Raw genomic sequence first — 23,470 nt, forward strand, 5'->3', positions numbered from 1 at the left:
CCGATTGCGTGTCGGGAAGGGACAGTGCGGGCGCGCGCACGGCAGACTGTGCGCATGCTGCACCTGCGGATTATGGCTCCCGCCACCATGACCGACGATGTGCTCGCCGCGCTGGAATGCGATCAGGCGGTCACGGGTCTCGCCGTTTTCCGCGGCGCGGCCGTGCGTCCGCCCGGGGATGTGATCACCGCCCAGGTGGCCCGCGAGGCCGCCAACGATGTGATCGACCGCCTGCGCGCACTGAAGGTGCACCGGGACGGCAGTATCGAGATCGAGCAGGTCGGAACCTGGTTGTCGCGCAGGGGTTTCGAGGCCGAGATCCGCACGCCCGGCAGTAGCTCGGATGCGGTGGTGTGGGCGGAGGTGACCCAGCGGTCCTATGAGGACACCGAACTGAACTGGTCCTACCTGAGTTTTCTGACGCTGGCGACCGTCATCGCCAGTATCGCCATCATTACCGATTCGCAGATTCTGACCGTCGGAGCCATGGTGCTGGGCCCCGAATTCGGTCCGATCGCGGCCTTGGGCGTGGCATTGGTTCGCCGGCGTTTCATCCTGCTGCGGTTGGCGATTCGCACGCTGGTCACGGGTTTCGTGACCGCCATCGCGGTCACCATCGTGCTGACGCTGATCGCCCGCGCGCTGGGCTGGGTCACCCTCGGGGATGTGGTCGGCCCGCGCCCCGGCACGGCATTCATCTACACGCCGGACAAGTGGTCGTTCATTGTCGCGGTAATCGCGGGCGCGGCCGGTGTCCTGTCCATCACCTCGGCGAAATCCGTTGGCCTGGCAGGGGTTTTCATCTCGGTCACCACGGTCCCCGCCGCGGGCAATATCGCATTGGGTATCGCCTTCGGCAATGGTTCGACCATCTGGGGCAGTGTGGCGCAGCTGTTCCTGAATATCGCCGGAATGGCTTTGGCCGGCTGGGCCACACTGGCCGTTCAGCAGTTGGTGTGGGCGCGGGTGTCGGTGCGGCGCGCTCGACACATGGTCATCCCGCGCCGCATGCTCTGACCGCCGGGTTCAGCCGACCGGTGTCGGTTCCTCACTGCTCACGCTTTTGGACTCGTCATCGTCGAGCCTCCGATTGCGAATGATGCTGGTGATGAACGCCGCTCCGATGAACGCGACACCGACCAGACCGGTGACGATCTCGTTGACGTGCACGCCGATCGAGACCAGCAGGATGATCGCCAGTGCGCCGATGGCCCAGTGCGCGCCGTGCTCCAGGTACACGTACTCCGACAGCGTGCCCTTGCGGACCAGGAACACGGTGATGGAGCGGACGAACATGGCGCCGATCAGGCCCAGGCCCAGGGCGATCAGAATCGGGTCCGAGGTGATGGCGAACGCGCCGATGACACCGTCGAAGGAGAACGAGGCGTCGAGTACTTCCAGGTACAGGAACAGGAAGAATGCCGCTTTGCCGGTGGCCTTGACCAGGCCGCCGGGGCCGGATTCGCCGCCCTCTTCGAGGTCCTCGGTGTGGAACATCGAGCCGAGGCCGTCGACCACGATGTAGGTGATCACACCCAGCACGCCCGACATCAGCACGGTGCCACGGTCATCCGCGTCGGCGATGATCTCCGCGGCGATGAGAATCGCGCCGAGGGTGAGTACCACCGAGAGCATGTCCAGCTTGCCGAGCTTGGCCAGCGGCCGTTCGATCCAGCCGAGCCAGGTGATCTCGTGGTCGTCGAGGATGAAGTTCAGGAACAGCAGCAGCAGGAACGCGCCACCGAAGGCGGCGATCTGCGGATGCGCGTCGGTCAGCAGTTTCTCGTAGGAGGCGCTGCCGTCGGGGAAGGTGAGCGCACCGTCCGCGGGCGGGTTCATCGCCAGGTCGAACGCGCGACCGGGGTTCAGGCCCGCGGTGATCCAGACGATGGCGAGCGGGAAGACCAGGCGCATACCGAAGACGGCGATGACGACGCCGACGGTGAGGAAGATCTTCTGCCAGAATTCGCTCATCCGTTGCAGGACACTGGCATTGATGACTGCGTTGTCGAACGACAGCGACACCTCGAGGATGCCCAGGATGGCGCACAGTGCCAGCGCTGTCGGACCGCCGTACACGAATGCCGCTATCAGAGACAGCACCGAGACGATGATGGATAGGCCGAAAATACGCACCGCTAGGGGGCCTTTCGTAGTGCCGGAATCGTTGTGAATCGGGGAATGCTCGCACGAGGAGGGGCCCGGGTTGCTGAGCCCCTCTGGCGCGTCGAGCTATTCGATCAGACGTTGACGCCGTAGTCGCGGGCAATGCCCGACAGGCCCGAGGCGTAGCCCTGGCCGATGGCCCGGAACTTCCATTCGGCGCCGTTGCGGTACAGCTCGCCGAAGACCATGGCGGTCTCGGTGGAGGCATCCTCGCTGAGGTCGTAGCGGGCCAGCTCGGCGCCATTGGCGCGGTCGAGCACGCGGATGTACGCATTGCGGACCTGGCCGAAGCTCTGGCCGCGCTGATCCGCCTCGTAGATCGAGACCGGGAAGAAGATGGACTCGATGGCGGGCGGGGTGGCCGCGAGATCGACATTGATGATCTCGTCGTCGCCTTCGCCTTCACCGGTGAGGTTGTCGCCGGTGTGCACGATGGAGCCTTCGGGCGAGGTCAGGTTGTTGAAGAACACGAAGTGCTTGTCCGACACCACCTTCTTGTCCGCGCCGGTGGCGATGGCGCTCGCGTCCAGGTCGAAGTCGGTCCCGGTGGTAGTCCGCACGTCCCAGCCGAGGCCGACCGACACGGCGGTGAGGTTCGGGGCCTGCTTCGTCAGCGAAACATTGCCGCCCTTGGACAAACTGACACCCATGCGGGAATCCCTTCCGTTGGAAAGCGTTCAAACGTTCTTGTAGCGCGGCATGTCCGAATTGCCGGGTCCGCAGGTACGACCCTAGTAGTTTTCCCCTGGCTTGTGCATGAACAAACCGAGGACATCCCCGGGCATCGGCCTGTCGCGCGACATGTCACCGGGTTGATCGTCACAGTCGCCCGCAGTGTGAACGTGCACCTAACATCGGGGCGTGGCAGGCCGTAGACGCGGATGGTTCCGGACCCCTCGGGACACAGCATGGGTGCAACAGGCCCGGACGGCGCTGACGGCCGCCTTCCTGGACATGGACACCCGGCAGAGCATTGCCGAGAATGCCGTCGCGGCCTCCGCGCAGGTATTTCCCGAGCGCGGGATGGCCGCGCAGTGGGATCGCGTGCGGGCCCGCTGCTATGACGCGGCGGGCTCCTATCTGGCCCTGAACGAACGTCTCGACCAGGCCGAACGTGACGGTGGCACGGTCCCGCGGGCCGAAATCGATGGTCAGGTACGCAAACTCGCCGATGCGGCGCGCGGAGTGGACGAGTTCTATCGCGGTAATCAGGCGCATCTCGAGCACGCGGTCGCGGTGTACGGGACGGTGCCGCAGTTGGTGGCGCAGGTGCGGTCGGCGGCGCGGCAGGCGCGGCAGGCCGCCGACGCCTCACCGTTCTCCGGCTATTCCTCGGTGATCTTGTGCAAGGCCGCGGTCGATGAGGGCCTCGTCACACTGGAGGCCGCCACGAGTGCCGGGGTAGGCGCCACGCGCGAGGCCGCGACGGAGTTGGAGAACCGCACCCGTGCGCTGTCAAGGGCACTGGAAGACGCACCGGGCAAACAGCATTCGGCAACTACCGCCCTCGCATCCGCGGGTACTCGGCTGGCGGCCGCCCAGCATCGCACCGAGCGACTCACGCCGGCGCTGTCTGCCCTGCTCCGAGAGTTCAACGCTGCAAGTTCGGCGGATTTGGCGAACAATGAGCGGCAAGCCCACCGAGCCATCGACGCCGCAGCCGCGGATCTGTCCCGGGCCCGGGCCGCATTGCAGCACAACGACCCGGAGCAAACGCTTGAATTGACCACATCCGCCCGCGGGCACCTCGCCTCCGCAGAGGAGCAGGCCGACGCTGTCACCGACCGGTTGACACTGTTACGCGAGGTCCGCGAGAAGCCACAGGAGAAGGCCAAAACCGTTCGGTTCAAACTGCGTGACGCGCAGATGCTGGCGGTGAACAACGGCCTCGTCCCGCAGTGGGGTTCGGTACTGGATGCCCAGTCCGAACGCCTGGATCGGGTGGTCGCCGGGCTCACCGGCCCACATCCGGACTATTGGGCGTATATCTCCGAACTGGATGCCATCTCGGCGTTCATAGCGGGTGTTGTAGATCGAATGCGAAGTACCGATAGATAAAACGACCGATCAGTAGGAGGCACGGGCGACGATGACCGCGATTATCAGCACCTATCCGGAAGTCGCCCCCGTATCCCTGCACAAACGCTTCCCCATGCGTCACTTCCCGCAGGTGCCGGGGCCGGAACTGCGACTGCTCTTCCACCGACTGCCCGAACCCTTCGGCGAGTCCGGCGACCGCGACCTGCTCGCGATGGCCTTGGGCGCGACGCTGTACGTCCCCGCCACCCGCGCCGACCTCACCGTCACCATCCAGCGGCGGGCCGCACGCGGGGTCTGCTCCATGGTCATCGACCTCGAGGATGCCGTCGCCGACCACGACCTGGAATTCGGAAAGAAGCAGGCCGCAACGACATTGGACGAACTCGGCAGCGGGATCGCCGCGTATCCGCTGCTGTTCGTGCGCGTGCGCGATGCCGAGACCATCGGTGAGATCGTCTCCGCCATCGGGCCCGGAGCGCGCGTGCTCACCGGCTTCGTCTTCCCCAAATTCGACAGCACCTCGGGGGCGAAATACCTCGACGCGCTGGACGAGGCGTCGAAAGTGCTGGGGCGCACCGTCTTCGGTATGCCCGTGCTGGAATCGCCCGCGCTGGTGCATCGGCAGACCCGCGATCTGGAGCTGCATCGCATCCAGGACCTGCTCACCGCCCGCCGCGACAGCGTGCTCGCGGTGCGCATCGGAGCCACGGATATGTGCTCCACCTTCGGAATTCGACGCGATCGCGATCTGACCATCTACGACGTGCGCGTGGTCGCCGATGTCATCGCCGATATCGTGAACTACCTCGGGCGAACGGACGGAACGGGATTCACCATCACCGGGCCGGTCTGGGAGTACTTCGCCGACCACGAGCGTATGTTCCGCCCGCAACTGCGCACCTCACCCTTCGCCGACTCGGACGCGGTGCCGTTCCGGGAATACCTGGTCAGCCGCGACCTGGACGGCCTGCTGCGCGAGATAACCCTGGACCGCGCCAACGGCATTCAGGGCAAGACCGTCATCCACCCCTCACACGTCGCGGTGGTGCACGCTCTCTCCGTGGTCACCCACGAGGAGTACTCCGACGCCCTCGACATCCTGCGCGAGGACTGCGGCGGCGTAGCGGCCTCGGAGTACCGCAACAAAATGAACGAGATGAAACCGCACCGCAGCTGGGCTCACCAAACCATCCTGCGCGCAAGAGTTTTCGGAGTCACCAATAAGGGCGTCTCCTTCGTGGATCTATTGAAAGTGCTGGTGGCATCGTGAGCTCGGGTTCTGAAGGCACCGTGACCGCCGAGGGCGTCCTGACCGCCGCGCCCTGGGCGACCCGCGAACTGGGCCTCGGACTCCGCCACGGGAACTCGTACGTGCTGCCCGGCGAGTGGCAGATCGCCGAGCTCATCGAGCCCGGGCTGCGCCGTAATCCGCGGCGCGGGCATCTGCTGGTATCCACCGTGCTCGGTAAGCATCTGCCGACCGATCCGCATCGCGTGATCGAGGCCGGAAATCGGCTCGGCGATCTGGTTCGCGAGCAGATCGACGGCCCCGTCATCGTGCTCGGATTCGCGGAAACCGCAACGGGACTCGGCCACTGTGTGGCCGCGCGCATTCAGGCGCGGTGTTACCTGCACTCGACGCGCCGCACCGTGCCCACCGCCGAGGTGCTCACCGGATTCGAGGAGGGCCATTCGCACGCCACCTCGCACATGCTGCAACCCGCGCCCGCCGGGATCTTCCGCAACCAGCTGCCGATGGTTCTCGTCGACGACGAAATCTCCACCGGTGCAACGGCTCTGGACGCCATCCGCGCGCTGCACGCCTTCAACCCGCGCCCCCACTACGTGCTGGCGTCCCTGGTCGACATGCGAACCGCGGCCGACCGCATCGCATTCGACGCCGCCGCACTCGACCTCGGCGTCCGTATCGACACGGTCTGCCTCGCCTCCGGTGAAACCCTGCTCCCCGCCGACCTGGTCGATTCCGTTGCCGCACTGCCGGATCCGCAACTCAACCCGGCCGCGGCAGTACGAGGCCGGGTGGCCCGGATAGCGCTGCCCTGGCCGGAGACCGTCCCCGAAGGCGGCCGGCACGGCATTCTGAACTCCGACATCGCCGACTTCGAATCAGCCGTCACCGACGCCGCGACAACGCTCCGTCATGAGCTGCACGCCCTGCCGTGGGAGACCGAAGCGCGGTCTGCGGACGGCTCGCTCGGCCGCCCGGTGGTGGTGCTCGCGCACGAGGAGTTCATGTATCTGCCGCTGCGGCTGGCCGCCGCCCTCGCCGAGGGCGGGGTGCCGACTCGGTATCAGACGACCACCCGGTCACCGGCGTATGTCCTGGACGAGCCCGGGTATCCGCTGCGGCGCGGATTCCGTTTCATCGCACCGGAATCCGGTGAGGAGTCATCGCGCTATCTGTACAACGCGCATTGGCCGGAGCCGGGTGCGGCCGAGCCGATCCTGCTGGTGATCGCCGATGAACCCGCCGACACCGATCGCCTCACCGCCGAAGGCGGGTTGCTCGACGTGCTGACCGCCTCGGGGGCCGATGTGGTGCTGGCGGTGTTGCGCGGTGCGGACCCGCGACGGCTCGCGGCCGTGCGCACGGCCGCCGGTATCGGCGGATCGAACACCGTGCCGGGAATCGGATCCGGTGACGCGGTGGCCGCTGTGCTTCCCGCGCTTCCGCCGCCACTGCGCGGTCCGGAGTTCGGCTCGTATGCCCCGGACGAGGTGGCATGGTTGCTGAAGGATCTGTCCGCCGTGGATCTGGAAGCCGATGTGGCCGAACGGGAACGGCGCATTCAATCCGGCGCCGCGCACTACGCCGAGTCGTTGCCGGTGGAGTATCAGCCCGATGCCGCGTATCGGGAGCTGTTCGACAAGGTGCTCGCCGAGAGTGCGGAGCGACTGGCGTCGGCGGTGGCGACCGTCTCGGAACTGGTGGTCGCCGAGCGCGGCGAGAACATCGTGCTGGTGTCGCTGGCCCGGGCCGGCACGCCGGTCGGAGTCCTGATGCGCCGGTGGTTGCGAACCCGGGGACTCGAGGTTCCGCACTACGCGGTGTCGATCGTCAGGGATCGGGGTATCGACTCGGTAGCGCTCGATTATCTTGCGCGGCATCATGATCCGTCGAGCATCGTGTTCGTCGACGGCTGGACCGGCAAGGGTGCGATCACCCGTGAACTCGGCGAAGCCCTCGACGCTTACCATGCGGCCGGTGGTGCGCGGTTCAACGACGAGTTGGTGGTGCTCGCCGACCCGGGCAGCTGTGTTCGCACCTACGGCACTCGCGACGACTTTCTCATCGCCTCCGCATGCCTGAATTCCACTGTCTCCGGACTGGTTTCGCGCACGGTGCTCAATGACACCCTGATCGGCCCGCGCGATTTCCACGGTGCGAAGTTCTATCGGGAGCTGGCGGGCGAGGATGTCTCCGCGCGCCTGGTGGATGCGGTCAGCGTGCAGTTCGACACCGTGCGACCCTGGATCGCCGAGCAGTTGGCCGCGATCCAGCGTTCGGACCGGACGCCCGACTGGGCGGGTTGGGCTTCGGTGGAGAAGGTGCGCGCGGAGTACGGGATATCCAGCGTCAATTTCGTGAAACCCGGTGTGGGAGAGACGACCCGGGTGCTGTTGCGCCGCCTGCCCTGGCGGGTGCTGGTACGCGACGCCGATGCGCCCGAGCACGCGCACATCCGTATGCTCGCCGCGGCGCGCGACGTGCCCGTCGAAGTGGTCCCCGACCTCGCTTACGCGTGCATGGGCCTGATCAAGGATGTGAGCGACCAGTGACCGGCTTCCGAACGCTGATCGCCACCGATCTCGATCGCACGATGATCTACTCCCGCAATGCCTTCGGGACGGTGCCGGACCTGTCTACCGTCTGTGTGGAACACCTGGACGGCGAACCGCTCTCCTATATGACGGCCGCGGCGGCGGACCGCCTGAAGGCGCTCGCGGAGATGGCGGTGGTTATCCCCACCACCACCCGAACCATCGAGCAGTTCAACAGGATTCAGCTGCCCGGCGCACCCTGGCGGTATGCCGTCACCACCAATGGCGGGAACATTCTCGACAACGGTCAACCCGATGCCGAATGGCGGGCGGCCCTGGACCGTGACGTCCGCGCCACCAGCGCCTCGCTCGCCGAGATCAGTGCCGAATTGCATTCGCGCACAGACGATTCCTTCGTGCTGAAGTATCGGGTCGCCGATGAACTCTTCTGCTACCTGGTGGTCGATCTCGCGGCGTTGCCCGCGGACTTCCTCGCCGAGTGGGATGCCTGGTGCCGCCCGCGCGGCTGGTCCGCCTCCCAACAGGGCCGCAAGATCTACACCATGCCGAACGCGGTCTGTAAGAGTCGTACGGTGGCGGAAGTCCGTCGCCGCCTGGAGAATTCGGGCGACCTGGATAGTTCTGCCCGGTTGCTCGCGGCGGGTGACGGTGCTCTCGATGCCGAGATGCTGCGCGCGGCCCACGCCGCCATCCGGCCCCGCCACGGCGAACTGGAAGAACTCGCCTGGACCCACCCCAATCTGACGGTCACCGCGGCCTCCGGTATTCGTGCCGGCGAGGAGATCCTCGACTGGTTCACCAACGCGTTCGAGTGACTATCGAGCTGTTATATCGGCAGCCGCTTCGGGCGGAATGATCCAGCGGGCGAATGTTTCCTGCGGATCGACGGTGATCGTGTCGGCCACCGCCAACAGCGGCTTCGGGACGACCCCGCCCAGATGCTCGAGGCTCGGCACGATCACCGCCTCGGCATCCACCGACCGCACCACATCGATCAGCCGCTGCACCGGCTCATCGGTATAAAGCCCGAACACAACGGTTTTCGCCAATGTGTAGCCCAGTCGTGCCGCCATACTGCGCATGCGGATCTCATCCCAGGATTGCCGCACCCCCGAGATATCGCTCCGCAAATACCCGATGGCAGTGGGAATCTCCAACATCCTCACCACCCCCGAACCGGCACGGCGCCGCGCTCCCGAGTGAGCCGAGCCTGAATCACCGAAACCGGTAGCCCCCGAACCCGGTGCGCCGCATGCGCCCCACCCCGGAACGGATGCCCGGTCACGAGCAGTACCGCGGCAATGAACAGCATGGTGATCACGGTTTCCATCAGGTGCCTCCCGGTCCTCGAATTCCCCAACATCGATCCACCTGTGACGCTACGCACGAATCAGGTCATGAAGATGCCCTGAAGTTGCCCTCTCAAGGGCAACATTTTGCCGGTAGCGTTGGCTGCATGCTGGAGCCCGAACACCCTGGTCGGCGAATCGCGAAGTACCGCAAGCTGCGTGGAATGACGCAAACCAAACTCGCCATGGCCGCGGGCGTGAGCAAGAACCGGCTGGCGAAGGTTGAGACAGGCGCCGCCGCGGCCTCTTCGGTCTGGATCGGGGCGGTGGCCAACGCGCTCGGCGTGGAAGCGGACCTGATCTACGGCATCGACAATGAACGGCCGCGCCTCGACGGCACGATTCCGGCGGTGCGCCGTGTGCTCGCGTCCACCGATCTGCTGCCGTCTCTCGAGCCGGACTCCCTCGAACAGTTGCGTCCCCTGGTCGAGCAGGTTGTGCGCTGGCGGCATGCCGCCGCGTACGCGAAGCTCACCAAGGTGCTACCCGATCTCGCCGAGCAGCTCCTGGTCGCCGGTGAGCGGGATGGTGCTCCCGCCTACGTGCTGTTGACCAGCGTGTACCGGGCGGCAAATACGCTGTCTCACAAACTCGGTCACAACGACCTATCCATGCTGGCAACCGATCGGATGGTGTGGGCCGCCGAGCGTTCCGCTGATCCCTTATTGCTGGCGACAACCCAATATGTGAAGTCCGCGGCGCTCGCCCGGATCGGAGCCACGGCACAGGCAATTCGGCTGACCGACCGCACCATCGCGGATATCGAACCCTATGCCGCCGACGACACAGCAGCAGCGGTGTTGTGTGCGCTGCACATGCGCCGTGCGGGGCTTGCCTGTCTCGCGGGTGACAGTGACACCACCGATACCCATTTCGGCGCGGCCGGTGGGCTGGCGGAGCGGGTCGGAGATCGTCAAGTGCTCGGCACGATCGTCGGGCCGACCAATCTGCGACTATGGGAACTGAATGCGGCAGTGGATCTCGGTCGCGTCGCAGAGGCCCAGAAAATCGCCAAAATAGTTCGACTGCCCGCCGAATTTCCGCGCGAACGCAGCGCCCACTATTGGCTCGACACCGCCCGCGCACACCTGGCGGCCGGCAAACCCGACGACGCGGTGGATGCCTTGCAGGAAGCGAGATCCATTGCCCCCGAATACTTCCGCAACGCGCGTGCGGTGAAGACGACACTGGAGGCAACCGCCGAACAACAGCGCCGCGCCTCCAACGGCCTGCGCGCCCTGTCCAACTACGCGGGTCTCAAGGACTGACTTCACACTCTGGCTTGCGCGCACTGTTCAAGAAGGTGAAACCGGCCTGCGCGGTCAGAGTTCGGGCTGGGAGGGCGGATTTGCGTATCTACGCAGAGATTTTGACCGCTCAGGCCGGACCGCCCCGCAGCGGGGGCTCAGTACCAGGGTGCGATGAGCTTGTTGGGCGCGTTCGGTGCGGGCATTCTATAGGCGATGGTCCGAAACCTACTCGGGCTCAACCTGATTCGGTGAAGTTGGCGAGTTTGCACTGATCCAGAATTCCGATGGTATCGGTCGGTGGGGGCCAGTTCGCCGGCCGCGGACCCGGCTGTTGTCGATGCACTCGACGCAGGTTGCCGCGCACCGCCGATGCCATTCGTTCCCGGCGCGGTGAGCTGAAACAGCTCGGGTGGATCGCTCCCGATCTCACCAGCACCACATCCGCGGGAATCCTCGCGGGTGAAGAGATTCTCTGCTGGTTCCCAACGGCCGTGTCCGCGCGGGTGTAATCAGACTGCGGAGTTCGGCACGCGCCGGTGGCCGCGTCCAATCCAGGGTACCCAAACACGTCCTGCTAACCTTCAGCAAACGTGTTTCGGTACTTGCCGATTCAGCCTTCAGATTCAACTTCCGGCACCGATCGCGTCCCACACGATCTCAAAATCCTGCACTCGGAAGGGAAATTCTGCGTGGCATTCTCCGGTGGACCTCGGACGACCCGGGACGGTTCCGTGGACGACGCCAATGCTCCTGCGCAATGGCATATTTCGGCCTTCAATGTGCCGCGGTACGGCGTCGGTCACGAGGGTCTGGTGGGTCGGGTGCGTGAACTGCGCGCCCGTATCCTCTACGACCACGGCCGACGCCCGGACTTCCGCGCCGACGACGGGTCGCTTCGCGACGACCAGGACTTGGATTACGGCGCTTGGCATTTCATCGCCAGGCGAGATCCCGACGGTGAACCGCTCGGGTATATCAGGCTCTCCACGCCCGTCACGGGCGCGCTGTTCCAGTCGCGTGTCTTCCTCGGCGACGCCGAATATCGCAGGGTGCTCGCCGCCGAGGGCGTCGAGCCGAACGTGGTCTTCGAACACAGCCGATTGGTGGTTGAGCAACGATCTCGCAAACTCGGTTTGGGTGTTCATCTGAATGCCGTCGCCATCGGCGCCGCACACCATTTGGGCGCCGAGATCATGATCGGAACCTCGGGTACGAAGGACGGCCAGGACCGATTCCACGGCCGCTTCGGCTTCCACCCGGTACCCGGCACCCGCCGATATGTGGAGCAATACACCGAGAACGTCGTCATCCTGGTGCACCGGACCGACAGGGGCGCAGCGGAATACGCCGATCTCGTCGCCCTCTGGTCCGCGAACTTCCCCGCACTGGTCGCCGCAGTTGGGGGCGCGTGGATCTCCCAACAGGCCGAGTCCCACCCCGAGCCGCGGTCGCTGCGCACAATCCGCACCGGTGCGGGCGACTGCTGGCGTCCGATGCTGTTCGAACCCAGGTATGCCGACGACCGCGTGGCCTTCGGCGCCCTGCTCGAATCCGACGATGTCACCGAGGTCCACGACACCATCGATACGCAGCTGATCGAACTGATCCGCAGCCGCGAACCGCACCGCCGATTCACCGATATCGAATTGGCGGACAAGGTAACCGAACAGCTCGCCGGCGCCGCGCCCTGGTCGTACGGTGCGTGGGCTTGGTACCCGTGGTCGGGCCGGCTGGTGCACGTGCTGCCGCGCGAGGAGTTCCGCCTGGTGCGCACCGACCGCAATCGGGAGAAGATCCAGCGCCCGCAACAGCGCCGACTGCTCGGCCGTCGCATCGGGGTGATCGGGCTGTCGGTGGGCAGTAGCGCCGCCGTCACCCTCGCCCTGGAAGGGGTGGGCGGTGCGTTCCGGCTCGCCGACTTCGACGAACTGAGCCTGTCGAATATGAACCGGCTGCGCGCGGGCGTGCACGATATCGGGGTCGGCAAGGCGGTGCTCTGTGCCCGTCAGCTCTACGAGATCGACCCCTACCTGGATGTCGAGATCCTGCCCGAGGGTCTCACCGATGACACCATGGACAAGTTCTTCCGCGGCGGCGAGTCCCCGATCGATCTGCTCGTGGAGGAATGCGACACCCCGTACATCAAGCTCGCCGCCCGCGAGTACGCACGGGCACTGGGCATTCCGGTGCTCATGGACTGCAATGACCGCGGCATGCTCGATATCGAGCGCTTCGATCTGGAACCGGATCGACCGTTGCTGCACGGCAGGCTCGGCGACACCCGCGCCGCCGAACTGGCGGGCCTGACCGCCGCGGCGCGCGCCGAACTCATTCTCGCCATGGTCGACGCCGAGCGCATCAGCCCGCAGCTGGCCGCGGCCTTCCCGGAAATCGGCCGCACACTGAGCAGTTGGCCGCAGCTCGCCTCCGATGTGGCGCTCGGCGGCGCGCTGGTCACCGAGGCGGCCCGGCGCATTCTTCTCGGCGAGGACTGCGAATCGGGCAGGTTCTATGTGGACCTGGCCGAGCTGATCGCACCCGACCGCAATACCGCGGCATTCGCGGCGACCCGGTGAACGGGCTGGAGGAGGCGGTCGGTAACTGTGCGGTCGATGTCCGCATGGCCATCCCGATTACGGTGGTGGGCAGTGGAATTCACCTGCCGGAGACCGTCGTCACCAACGGGCAGCTGACCGAGACACTCGATACCACCGACGAATGGATTGTCCGTCGGACGGGTATCCGCGAACGGCGGAGACTGGCCCCCGATCAAGCGGTCTCGGATATGTGTGTCGCCGCGGCTCGCCCGGCGCTGCTCGATGCCGGGCTCGCGGCGAGCGATCTCGATGCCGTCATCGTGGCGTCCTATACCGGCGATCAGCCCCTGCCGTCCACCGCGCTGATCGTCAAGGCACAACTCGGCGCGGAACGGGCACTGCCGCTGGACGTCACCCAGGCGGCGTGCGCCAATGGGCTGCAAGCGATTCTGCTCGCGGCACATCTGCTGAAGGTGTCGGCGCGCGCGGTGCTGGTGATCGCCGCGGACTGCGCGTCCCGGGTCACCGATCCACGCGAGCGGACGACCGGCGTGTTCTTCGGTGATGCCGCCGGAGCCGTCGTCCTCACCCGTGGGGCCGCATCCGGGGCGGGCCTGCTCTCCTGGGACTTCGGCTCGAAACTCTCCTATGACGTGGAGATTCCGGCGGGCGGATCTCGCCTGCCGACCAGTGCGGACACCGTCGCGGATCGCACGCACTACCTGAAGATGGACGGCCGCGCCGTCTGGGAGACCGCGACAAGCCGTCTCCCACACAGTATTCGAACCGCCGTCGACCGCGCCGGGTTGACGGTGGCCGAGATCGACCACTTCTTCCTGCACCAGGCCAACCTGAATATTCTCAACGCGGCCATGGCGGAACTCGGAGTGCCGATGGATCGAGCCCCCGTCACCCTCGACCGGCTCGGCAATACCGGCTCGGCCGGAGTCTTCACCGCGCTGCATCAAGCCCGCACCGAGCATCGGGTCGGCGCGGGCGATACCTATCTACTCTCCGCCATCGGTGCCGGATTCCAGTGGGGCACACTGTGTTTCCGGCACTCCTGACGGAATCGATTCAGCGCCAGGGGCCGAACAGGCCATCGGCGTATTCGGTGAGCGCGTTCTGCAGGAAGGGTCCGAAACTCACTCGGGCAACACCCAATTCGGCGAAGTAGGCGCGCCCACCCTGATCGGGAATCCCGATCGAGTTGATCGGCAACGGCAGTTCACCGGTGAGGCGGCGCAGCACCTCGGGCTCGTGCCGCCCCACCGGATACAGCACATCGGCCCCGGCCGCGGCGGCCAGCCGCAACCGCTCGAGCGCACTGTCGAGCCGTTCGGCCGGGGTTCCGGTATCGGGCCGCAGGAACACATCGGTGCGGGCGTTCACCACGAAGTGCACGCCCGCCGCATCCGCGGCCGACCGCAATTCTCCCACCAGATCCGCATGCTCCTGCGGCTCCCGCAGTCGCCCGCCCTCACTGTGCACGGTGTCCTCGATATTGAGCCCCACCGCCCCGGCCTCGAGGAGCCCCTCGATGAGGGTGGCCGGCTTCTGCGCATACCCGGATTCGATATCCACCGACACCGGAATGCTCACGGCGGCAGTGATTTCCCGAATCCGAGCGGTCACCTCGGGAAAGGTCATCCCTTCCCGATCCTGCTTCCCGAGCGAATTGGCCAGCGGATGGCTCCCGACAGTGATCCCCGCGAACCCGGCCTCCTGCACCAGCTTCGCCGACCAGGCATCCCAAACGGTCGGCAGAATCACCGGATTCCCCGGCTGATGCAGAGCGAGAAACGTGTCAGCTTGTTCCTTCAGCGTCATCCCTCGATCCTGCTCCTCCCATCCGATCCGCGAAACGCGGGGGGCTTTCGGCCCGGCTAGGTAGGCCCCGGGTAACTGCCGCCTCTGACCGATGAACGCACCACCTCGGTCGCGTCGGTCGCGTCGGGACCGAACGCGGTTACCTCCAACTGCTGGCCCGGAAGGATATTGAGGGTCAGCAGCCGGGTGAGGCTGTCCGCCGGTATCGGTCCCGCCCCGGTTGTGGCATTGCGGAGCTCGATGTGGGCGTCCAGATCGCGCAGGGCCGCAACGAGTTCGGCGGCGGGGCGGGCGTGTAGGCCGTGTGGGTTGGTGACTTCGAAGATCGAGACGGTGTGCCGGCCGGTTGTGTGTTGCGTTGTGAGGGGAGGTGGTTCGGCTGGGGGTGTGTGCTCGTCGCCCAGTTGGGCGCGTTTGGCGTCGAGGGCCTTTTCTGCTTCCCGGGCGACCTCTTCCAGGTCTGTGCCGGCGCCGGCTGTTGCCAGGGCGGCTATCAGGCCCTCGATGAACGGGGCGGCGCAGAGGCGCACGCGGACTGGGGATTCCAGGAGTTCCAGGGCGGTTTCGGCGGAGAGTATGGCGCTGCCGAGGTCCATGAGGACCAGGACGCCGTCGCCGCTGTCGGCGGCGGTGATGGCCTCCGCTACCGCGACCGCGTCGGTGCCGAGGGTGTTTTCGTATGAGCCCGCGGCCATTTCGATGTGGACCGGCTGGGTGGGGAGGAGTTCGGTGGCCAGGGCTATGGCGGCTCTGGCGAGGGGGCGGCTGTGGGAGACGACCACCAGGCCGATCATCGCAGGGCCTGCCGGGCGGCGCGGACCAGGAGGGCGGCGCTGGTCGCGCCGGGATCCTGGTGTCCCGCACTGCGTTCGCCCAAGTAGGAGGCTCGGCCCTTGCGTGCGATGAGGGGAGTGGTCGCGTCTCGGCCGGATTCTGCGGCCAGCGACGCCGCCTCGAATGCCTCGGTCTCGGAACTGCCTGCGGCTACCTGTTTGTCGAGTGCTTCGGCAGCGGGGATCAAGGCATCGACCATCGTCTTGTCGCCGGGCTCGGCTTTACCGCGTGCGATCACACCCTCCAGCCCGGCACGGAATGCGCGCGCGAAATCGACTGTGCCCGAACCGCTGTCGATTGCGGCGCCGAAGCGCAGGAAGAAGGTGCCGTACAGCGGACCGCTCGCACCACCGATGGTGCGGATCAGCACCATGGCGGTCTGCTTGTACACCTCGGCCGGACTGTCCGGGGCCGAATCATCCAGTGCCGCGACCGCTGCGGCCATTCCGCGTCGCATATTGGTGCCGTGGTCGGCATCGCCGATCGCCGCGTCGAGGGCGGTCAGTTCGTCGGCGTGCGTATCGATCAGCGCCGCGAAGTCTCGTATCCAGGCCGCCGCGTCGACCGTCATCACATGCCCCACCGCAGGGCGGGAGTCCGGACGGGTGCGTCCCACAGCGCGGTGAGCTCCTCGTCCAGGCGGGTCAGGGTCACCGAGCAACCCGCCATATCGAGTGAGGTGATGTACGAACCCACCAGGGAGCGTTCGATTTCCACGCCGTGCCCGCGCAACAGTCGCGCTACCTCGTCGAACATGAGGTACAGCTCGATCAGCGGTGTCCCGCCCATCCCGTTCAGGAAGCAGAGCACGCGATCGCCCCGGGTGAAGGGCAGGTCGGTGAGGATCGGTTCGACGAGCATGGCGGCGATCTCGCGGGCGGGGGCCAGGGGTACGCGGCGGCGGCCGGGTTCGCCGTGGATGCCTATGCCGATCTCCATCTCGTCGTCACCGAGTTCGAAGGTGGGGTGGCCGACGGCGGGGACGGTGCCGGAGGTCAAAGCCATTCCGATACTGCGTGATTCGACGCTCACGCGGGTGGCGATGCCCGCGACCGCGGCGAGTGGACGGCCGGATTCGGCGGCGGCCCCGGCCATCTTCTCCAGAATCACGGTGGCTCCCACGCCCCGCCGCCCGGCGGTGTACAGGCTGTCCCGCACGGCGATATCGTCGTTCACCACGACGGAGCGGATCTGCGTCCCGGTCTCCGCGGCGGCGAGTTCGGCCGCCATGTCGAAGTTCATGACATCGCCGGTGTAGTTCTTCACGATGTGCAGCACACCCGCCCCGGCGTCGACGGCACTGGTGGCGGCCAGGATCTGGTCCGGCACGGGGGAGGTGAAGATCTCTCCGGCACAGGCGGCGTCGAGCATGCCGTGGCCGACGAATCCGGCGTGCAGGGGTTCGTGCCCGGAGCCGCCACCGGAGACCAGACCCACTTTGCCGGGTACGGGCGCGTCGCCCCGAACGACCACCCGGTGCTTGGCATCCACCCGCAAATCGGGGTGCGCGGCGGCCATACCCGCCAATGCCGCGTCGACCACATCCGCCGGATCATTGATCAGCTTCTTCACCGAATCATCTCCTCGGAAGGCAGTTTCGGAGCTCTCGACCCGACGTTACGCGTCGTCTTCCAGCGTGCGCGCCAATTCGATATCGGTGACCAACTGCACCATGAGATCCCGTAATTCGGAGTCGGGCAGGTGGTGGGCGGCGAATTCGAAGGGCTCGGAGACATCCAGCCCGCCCTTGGTGGCCTCCAGGATCACCCACGGGATACCGACCTCGGCCACGCCGAGCCGGTCGCGCACGAGATCGGTGGTGTCGTCGATCAATCCGCTGCGGGCGGCGACGGCGGCGGTCATCTGTTCGTCGAGTTCGACCCGTCTCGCCTCCAGCGCACCCAGATCCGCGCCGATCTCCTGCGAGACGGTGGTCCGCACCGAGCCGTCGTCGAACACCTGGAATCCCTCATTGACAGCCGTTGTGCCGAGCGCGATCTCGGCCTCGGCGAGATCGGGCAGGGTACGGAGGCAGTCCAGCACCGCGTCCAGGGCCACGACCAGGCGATCACGAATATCGCGGCGGTGCACCAACTCCTGTTCGGCGTTCTCGCGTTCGGTGAGCACCTGTTCGACGGCACGCCCGATCTGGAACGCCATGGCGGTGGATTCCGGCGCCCAGCCGCCCTGCGGCACGAACTCACCCTCGCCCGGAGTAATGGTGTCCAGGAAGCCGTTCACGGCGTCGAGGAGGTCCTCGAGCTGCGACCGGGACACGGCGGGATGCCGGAAGGCACGCAAATACTGGTCGTGCGCTTCCGCGGGTTCTACCTCACCGTCGCTCACCCGACCGATCCTGCCACGGGTGCGCGGCGCCGCGTTGCAATGGCAGCAAACCTCTGGCGTGCCCTGTTCAGTGTGGGCACTCAGTGCGTCTGCTGCGCGCCCAGCTGTTGCATGACCACGGCCTGGATTTGTTGCAGCCCGCCCGGGGTCATTCCGCTCTGCAATTGTCCTTCGATGGCGCGCACCAGGTGTGCGTCGTCGAGGATCTTCTCACTGGACTGAATGAGCACCGTGCCCGTGCCGGTGAAGTCGAATTGCCGTTCCTCACCGGAGTTCACGCCGAATCGCGCCGCACCGGCCGCCAGGAAACTCGAAACCCAGCGCTGGTCGTAATGATGGCTGGGGGAGGGGCAGTCGGCCCAGCCGACCAGCGCCTCCGGGTCCACCCGCAGCGGCGGTTCGGCGAACATGACCGGACCGTTGGAGGACGCCAGGAATCGGCCCGTGCCGATGAGCGTGAGAAACCCGGGCACGATCGACTGATTCAGTGACAGTCCCGGCTCGAATGCCAGCAAATTCGCGGCACGGATGGTGAGATTGCCCTCGTCGAGGTCATAGGAGTTGATGTTGTATCCACGATCGCCGATGATCAATTTCCCGTGACCTTCGGCAATCACGTAGTCACCGGTGAATAATGGAGCTGAAAACTGTTGCGACACCATGTGCAGCAGCCCGCCCTGCAGACCGTGAGTCAGTGCCCGGAACTCCATTTGCCCGTAGTACGCGATCATCGCGCCCCGGCGCATGAACCACGGTTGGCGCAGATCAATGCTGTAGGCATAATCGTTGCCCGGAAGATTATCGCTTTCAACAAGATTCATCGGATTGAGAAGGGTGCTCATGGCAGTCTCACAGCTTCTGTTCGGAGGCTTGCACGTAGACGACGCCCTGGCCGGCGCAGTGCAGTTGCATGGCCTCACCGGATCCACGGCCGACCGCGTCCCGCCAGCTCAACGCGGTTTTCAATTCCGTCTGCACATTCCCGTAGGTCGCTACGAAAGCCTGCGGGTCGACCACGACGGGGTACTGCCCGCCGACCGGTAGCTCGAAAAAGCCGCCGTGCCCGAGTAGTACGGCACTGCCCTGCCCGGACAGCTGTGTGGTGAACATGCCCGCGCCGGTGAGCACTCCGGACGCGGCACCCCGCAGCGCGCCCATGATGCCGCCGCCGCGCCCACCCTGCCCGCCACCCGAACTCATCACCGACACAACCGAACTCTGCAATCCGGCGGTATTGGCAAGCAGCCGCGACGCCTCCACCCGCAGCACCGCGCCCGGCTGCAGCTGCACCACATGGGTCTCCAAACCCGCGAAACCGTAATGTACTTCGCCATTGCCCTGCGCCATCATGGTGCGCTCGTGCTCACCCGCCATCATGCGACCGGCCATACCGGCGAGCCCGGCCATACCGCCCATCGCACCCGCGCCCGGCACCTGATGCGGGGAGAACGACACATCACCGGTGTAGAACAGCATCGCGCCCGTGCGCGCCACCACCCCGCCCGCCTGGGCGAGATTCACCTTCACGACTTTTGCGTTGATCTGCTCGAACATTCGCCGTCCCCTACCGTTCGGCGGGCTGGATCAACACCACGCCCTGCCCGTCCCAGCGCAACGAGAACGCCTCCCCGCCACCCTGACCCATCACATCGCGCCACGACACATCGGTGACGAAAGACTGCTGCAGATTGCCGCGCGCCGCCACGAACGCATCCGGATCCACCACGAGCGGATACTGCGGCGACACCTCCAGATGAATCAGCGGCCCACCCGCGGACAGCAACGCCACCTGACCCTGACCGGACACCTTGGTGGTGAACAGACCCGCGCCGGTGGTCGCGCCACGCACGCCCGCGAAAGTCACATCGGTGCGCAGATTTCCGGCGAAGGCCAGCAGCTGCTGCGACTCCACCTGCAGGGTGTCATTGTTCAAATCCACCACGGTCACGTTCTGGCCGTTCACCGCGAAGAACACCCGGCCCTGACCCGAGCACTCCATGAGGGAGAGCGATTCACCGGTGGCGCGGCGCTTCAAACCCGCGAGAACACCGTCGCCGCCGCCGAAGCCGGCGCTCTTGAACTGCACATTGCCTTCATAGGCGACCATCGAACCCGCGATCGCGCGGATACCGGTCCCCGAAAGATGTGCCTCGATCACCTTTTTGGACTTCTCGAACAGCTGTGCCATCGATTCCCCATACTAGAAACGGTGGCGCAACCCTAACTGATCAGGTCGCCGCCCGCGCCGGTCTCTTTCTCGTAGAGTGGCAGCCAAAGCACCGACAAGCGAAGGGTCGACCTTGTCCGCAGCATTGGTGAAGGGCCAGAACGGCTCTTTGAATGTGAACGATGTGGTGATCAGCGTGCAGATCGCCGCCCCCGCGGATCTGTCCGCACTCCTGGTCACCGAGCACGGCAAGGTCCGAACGGACGCCGACTTCGTGTTCTTCAATCAACCCAGCGGACCGGGAGTGAATCTGCAGCCCGGTGCGTCCGGGCAGCCCGCGTCCCTGGTGATCTCGCTGGGCGCGGTGCCCGCCGGGATCCAGCAGATTCGCGCGGTCGTCACCCTGGACGAGGCGGGCAACAACTTCGGGCGGATATCCGCACCCGTCGCGGTCGTCACCGACCTCGGCGGAAATCCGCTGTACGAGTACCGGATCGAGGGCCTTGACACCGAATCCATCGTCATCGCGCTGGAAGTGTATCGGCGGCAGGGCGGTTGGAAGGTACGCGCGGTCGGGCAGGGGTATGCGGGCGGATTCGCCGCACTGGTCACCGACCACGGCGTACAGGTGAATCAGGCGCAGTCCCGGCCCGTCGAGCAGGCCGCGCCCGCCGGTGGCTATGCCCCGCCGGCCGCGGACTACCCGCCGCCCGCACCGGGCTATCCGCCTGCGGCACCGGACTATCCGCCGCAGGGCGCGGCGGTGGCGCCCGCACTCGTGCCCGATCCGAGCGCGGATCGCGACCTGCCCAAGAACCATTCGGTGAGCCTGGTCAAAGGCCAGCGCATCAACCTCCGCAAGGAGGGTGGCGGCGCGCTCAGCTACGTGAAGATGGGCCTGGGCTGGGATCCGGTCAAGCGCGGCGGCATGTTCGGAAACCGCGCCCCCGATATCGATCTGGACGCCTCGGTGGTGCTGTTCGCCGATATGAGCCCCGTCGATGTCGTCTACTACGGCAGCCTCGCCTCCAAGGACGGTTCGGTTCGCCATCTGGGTGACAACCTCACCGGTGAGGGCGAAGGCGACGACGAGGTGATCGTGGTCGACCTCACCCGCATCCCCACGCACGTCACCACGCTGCTGTTCATCGTCACCTCGTACAAGGGGCACACCTTCGAACAGGTGGCGAACGCGTTCTCCCGCTTGGTCGACGGCACCAACAATGCCGAACTCGCGCGCTACACCCTGGCGGGCGGTATGCCGTTCACCGGTATGGCGATGGCCAAGGTGTACCGCACCGGCAATACCCAGGACTGGAAACTGGAGGCGCTGGGCGAGGGCATCCAGGCCAAGCACCCGGGCGAGGCCGTTCCCCAACTGGGGCGCTTCCTGCACTAGGCACGTGTCACCCCGTCATCGGAGGTACCTCCCGTCATCCCGGCATGCTTTTGGCCGGGATCCACACCTGCGGCACCGCAACATGTTTCGGTGGATTCCGGCCAAAAGCGCGCCGGAATGACGGGGCGGGGCGAGCTACGACCTCGTCGGCCCGAGGCTCAGTGGTTCATGGCGGCGGTGGCGCGCGGCCGCAGCAGCGGCGGGAGCCACGGGTACTCCGGGTCGGGAGCGCGATCGAGCGGCCCGCCGCTCGGATCGTCCACACCGTCGCGGCGCACCGGGTCCTCGGCCGGGCGGTAGATCTGGCGAATCACCAAGGCGCACAGGATGATCACCGTGATATCCCGCAGCGCCACCGTGCCGGTGAACCACTGTTCGGGGACGCCCTTCTTGTCGGTGCCGAGGTAGTAGTACATTCGCGGCACCCAGACCAGGGCGTCGATTGTCATCCACGCCAACAGGATTCGGCGCTGCGGCAGCGCCAGCGCGGCCAGCGGCACCAGCCACAGCGAATACTGCGGGCTCCACACCTTATTGGTGAGCAGGAACGCCGCCACCACCAGGAAGGCCAGCTGCGCCAGGCGTGGCCGGCGCGCGGCCGTCAGCCCGATCCAGCCGATACCCGCGCAGGCGGCGCTGAACAGCAGCAGGGACATCAGGTTCAGGATCGTGGGCGTATCGGTGGACTGCAGGACACCGTCGAACCCCTTCCAACCGGTGAACGAGGTGAAGACGTTGTAGATCGAATCCGGGTCGGCGTGACGTTCGGTATTGAGCCGGAAGAACTCTCGCCAACCCTTGCCGTAGAGCACCGCGATCGGCGCGTTCACCGCCAGCCAGGTGATGGCGGCGCCGGCGGCCGTCGCACCGGCCGCACGTAGCGGACGCATTCCGCCCCAGCGGGATTCGTCCTCGTGCAGTCGCTCCGCGCGCAGGCACAGCACCAGGATCGGCCCGAGCAGCAATAGCGGATACAGCTTCGCCGCCCCACCCAAGCCGAGCAGGATGCCCGCCAGCACCGGCCGTCTACGCGCCCAGGCCAGCATCCCACCGGCCGCGAAAGCCGTTGCGAGCGTGTCGAAATTGGTGAAAGCGTGCACCAGCACCAGCGGCGAGAGGGCGATCAGCGCGGCATCCCACACCCGCCGTCCAGCCAATTGCGCTGAGGCCCATAGGGTTACCAGCCAAGCCAGCGCCAGCCCCACCGCCACCACATTGAAGTAGACGACCACTTCCAGCGCGCCGGGCAGATGAGATTGCTTCCACGCCTTGGCGATTACCATGGCACCGTACTGGTAGAGCCCGGACAACACCGGATACTCCATATACCGAGTCTGCGGTTTACCGTCCGAGCCGAAGTCGGTCCACTGCTTCTTGTACGGGAACGCGCCCTCGTTCAGATGCTCCGCGCCGTACAGCGGCACGGTATCGGAGTAGCACATGGCCACGTACTGGCGGCCATTGTTCCAATCCAGACCCAGCCCGCCCTCGCCGTCGGGGGCCTGCTGAATACAGCCCGCCTTGCCGAACCAGCTGAGCGCCAGGAAGAGCACCGCGAACGCCATGAGCACCCGCATGGGCGTCCAGAATCGGACCCGCCCGATGAGCGCGTGATCGCCGACCGGACCGCCGATCAGATCGCACAGTTGGGCGGTGAGCGTATCGGTGCGACTGGGCTTGTCGCGGTCGTCGACCGACCGGAGGTCGACTGCCAGCGGTGCGGGGGAGACATACCGCACAGGGGCGGA

22 protein-coding genes are annotated in these 23,470 nt (G+C 66.2%); 9 read left to right on the top strand and 13 right to left on the bottom strand.

The genetic code is table 11. The annotated features are described in order from the left end of the window. Positions 1-54: 54 nt before the first annotated feature. Complete coding sequence (locus GFY24_RS02965; protein ID WP_153803340.1) at positions 55-1,017, top strand: DUF389 domain-containing protein; 963 nt, start codon at positions 55-57, stop codon at positions 1,015-1,017. 9 nt (positions 1,018-1,026) lie between these two features. Here GFY24_RS02965 and GFY24_RS02970 read toward each other — a convergent pair whose 3' ends face one another. Further along, positions 1,027-2,103: a DUF475 domain-containing protein gene (locus GFY24_RS02970; RefSeq protein WP_375335988.1), complete on the bottom strand. Its 1,077-nt coding sequence runs from the start codon at positions 2,101-2,103 to the stop codon at positions 1,027-1,029. 137 nt (positions 2,104-2,240) lie between these two features. Continuing rightward, on the bottom strand, positions 2,241-2,816 hold the full coding sequence (locus GFY24_RS02975; RefSeq protein WP_153803341.1) for a TerD family protein: 576 nt from the start codon (positions 2,814-2,816) through the stop codon (positions 2,241-2,243). Between the two features lie 262 nt (positions 2,817-3,078). On the opposite strand from GFY24_RS02975, the gene GFY24_RS02980 reads away from it, so the two are divergent. From GFY24_RS02980 to GFY24_RS02995, 4 genes are all read left to right on the top strand, one after another. Next, positions 3,079-4,224, top strand: a complete 1,146-nt coding sequence (locus GFY24_RS02980; RefSeq protein ID WP_309230370.1) for a hypothetical protein — start codon at positions 3,079-3,081, stop codon at positions 4,222-4,224. Between the two features lie 94 nt (positions 4,225-4,318). Then, a complete protein-coding gene (locus GFY24_RS02985; RefSeq protein ID WP_153803543.1) occupies positions 4,319-5,476 on the top strand; it encodes an HpcH/HpaI aldolase/citrate lyase family protein in 1,158 nt (385 codons plus the stop codon). Then, positions 5,473-8,007: a phosphoribosyltransferase domain-containing protein gene (locus GFY24_RS02990; RefSeq protein WP_309230371.1), complete on the top strand. Its 2,535-nt coding sequence runs from the start codon at positions 5,473-5,475 to the stop codon at positions 8,005-8,007. Before GFY24_RS02985 ends, GFY24_RS02990 begins: the two co-directional genes overlap by 4 nt. A gap of 41 nt (positions 8,008-8,048) precedes the next feature. After that, on the top strand, positions 8,049-8,825 hold the full coding sequence (locus tag GFY24_RS02995) for an HAD family hydrolase (RefSeq protein ID WP_153803545.1): 777 nt from the start codon (positions 8,049-8,051) through the stop codon (positions 8,823-8,825). Here GFY24_RS02995 and GFY24_RS03000 read toward each other — a convergent pair whose 3' ends face one another. Both GFY24_RS03000 and GFY24_RS40960 read right to left on the bottom strand, forming a co-directional pair. Beyond that, positions 8,826-9,170, bottom strand: coding sequence for a hypothetical protein (locus GFY24_RS03000; protein ID WP_153803342.1), 345 nt, complete (start codon positions 9,168-9,170; stop codon positions 8,826-8,828). Positions 9,171-9,172: 2 nt separating this feature from the next. After that, the gene (locus tag GFY24_RS40960; protein ID WP_194852715.1) at positions 9,173-9,340 is read right to left on the bottom strand and encodes a hypothetical protein; all 168 of its coding nucleotides are present in this window, start codon (positions 9,338-9,340) and stop codon (positions 9,173-9,175) included. A 126-nt stretch (positions 9,341-9,466) separates the two neighbouring features. Between GFY24_RS40960 and GFY24_RS03005 the strand changes: the two genes are divergently transcribed. The 3 genes from GFY24_RS03005 (at position 9,467) to GFY24_RS03015 (ending at position 14,213) form a co-directional block, all read left to right on the top strand. Further along, on the top strand, positions 9,467-10,627 hold the full coding sequence (locus GFY24_RS03005) for a helix-turn-helix domain-containing protein (RefSeq protein ID WP_194852716.1): 1,161 nt from the start codon (positions 9,467-9,469) through the stop codon (positions 10,625-10,627). A 713-nt stretch (positions 10,628-11,340) separates the two neighbouring features. Continuing rightward, positions 11,341-13,185, top strand: a complete 1,845-nt coding sequence (locus tag GFY24_RS43265) for a ThiF family adenylyltransferase (RefSeq protein ID WP_309230372.1) — start codon at positions 11,341-11,343, stop codon at positions 13,183-13,185. After that, a complete protein-coding gene (locus tag GFY24_RS03015) occupies positions 13,182-14,213 on the top strand; it encodes a beta-ketoacyl-ACP synthase 3 (protein ID WP_309230373.1) in 1,032 nt (343 codons plus the stop codon). The genes GFY24_RS43265 and GFY24_RS03015 overlap by 4 nt, the downstream gene beginning before the upstream one ends. A 10-nt stretch (positions 14,214-14,223) precedes the next feature. Here GFY24_RS03015 and GFY24_RS03020 read toward each other — a convergent pair whose 3' ends face one another. From GFY24_RS03020 to GFY24_RS03055, 8 genes are all read right to left on the bottom strand, one after another. Further along, entirely contained in the window at positions 14,224-14,976 is a 753-nt protein-coding gene (locus GFY24_RS03020; protein WP_153803344.1) for an isocitrate lyase/phosphoenolpyruvate mutase family protein, read from the bottom strand. A 56-nt stretch (positions 14,977-15,032) separates the two neighbouring features. Continuing rightward, positions 15,033-15,758: a dihydroxyacetone kinase phosphoryl donor subunit DhaM gene (dhaM, locus tag GFY24_RS03025; protein ID WP_309230374.1), complete on the bottom strand. Its 726-nt coding sequence runs from the start codon at positions 15,756-15,758 to the stop codon at positions 15,033-15,035. 8 nt (positions 15,759-15,766) lie between these two features. After that, entirely contained in the window at positions 15,767-16,381 is a 615-nt protein-coding gene (gene dhaL, locus GFY24_RS03030; RefSeq protein WP_153803548.1) for a dihydroxyacetone kinase subunit DhaL, read from the bottom strand. After that, entirely contained in the window at positions 16,381-17,382 is a 1,002-nt protein-coding gene (gene dhaK, locus GFY24_RS03035; protein WP_309230375.1) for a dihydroxyacetone kinase subunit DhaK, read from the bottom strand. The genes dhaL and dhaK overlap by 1 nt, the downstream gene beginning before the upstream one ends. 45 nt (positions 17,383-17,427) lie before the next feature. After that, positions 17,428-18,156 carry a hypothetical protein gene (locus GFY24_RS03040; RefSeq protein WP_153803346.1) on the bottom strand — a complete coding sequence of 243 codons (729 nt, stop codon included), beginning with the start codon at positions 18,154-18,156 and terminating at the stop codon, positions 17,428-17,430. Positions 18,157-18,236: 80 nt separating this feature from the next. Then, positions 18,237-18,998, bottom strand: a complete 762-nt coding sequence (locus tag GFY24_RS03045) for an AIM24 family protein (RefSeq protein WP_153803347.1) — start codon at positions 18,996-18,998, stop codon at positions 18,237-18,239. A gap of 7 nt (positions 18,999-19,005) precedes the next feature. Then, the gene (locus tag GFY24_RS03050; protein ID WP_153803348.1) at positions 19,006-19,710 is read right to left on the bottom strand and encodes an AIM24 family protein; all 705 of its coding nucleotides are present in this window, start codon (positions 19,708-19,710) and stop codon (positions 19,006-19,008) included. 10 nt (positions 19,711-19,720) lie between these two features. Continuing rightward, the gene (locus tag GFY24_RS03055; RefSeq protein ID WP_153803349.1) at positions 19,721-20,344 is read right to left on the bottom strand and encodes an AIM24 family protein; all 624 of its coding nucleotides are present in this window, start codon (positions 20,342-20,344) and stop codon (positions 19,721-19,723) included. Between the two features lie 112 nt (positions 20,345-20,456). Here GFY24_RS03055 and GFY24_RS03060 point away from each other — a divergent pair, with 112 nt between their 5' ends. Continuing rightward, positions 20,457-21,722 (top strand): TerD family protein, encoded by a 1,266-nt coding sequence (locus GFY24_RS03060; protein WP_153803350.1) that lies wholly within the window; start codon positions 20,457-20,459, stop codon positions 21,720-21,722. Positions 21,723-21,880: 158 nt separating this feature from the next. Here the strand turns inward: GFY24_RS03060 and GFY24_RS03065 are convergent, their stop codons facing one another. Continuing rightward, positions 21,881-23,461 carry a glycosyltransferase 87 family protein gene (locus GFY24_RS03065; RefSeq protein ID WP_309230420.1) on the bottom strand — a complete coding sequence of 527 codons (1,581 nt, stop codon included), beginning with the start codon at positions 23,459-23,461 and terminating at the stop codon, positions 21,881-21,883. Between the last annotated feature and the right edge of the window lie 9 nt (positions 23,462-23,470).

Source organism: Nocardia sp. SYP-A9097, assembly GCF_009649815.1.
GTDB lineage: Bacteria > Actinomycetota > Actinomycetes > Mycobacteriales > Mycobacteriaceae > Nocardia.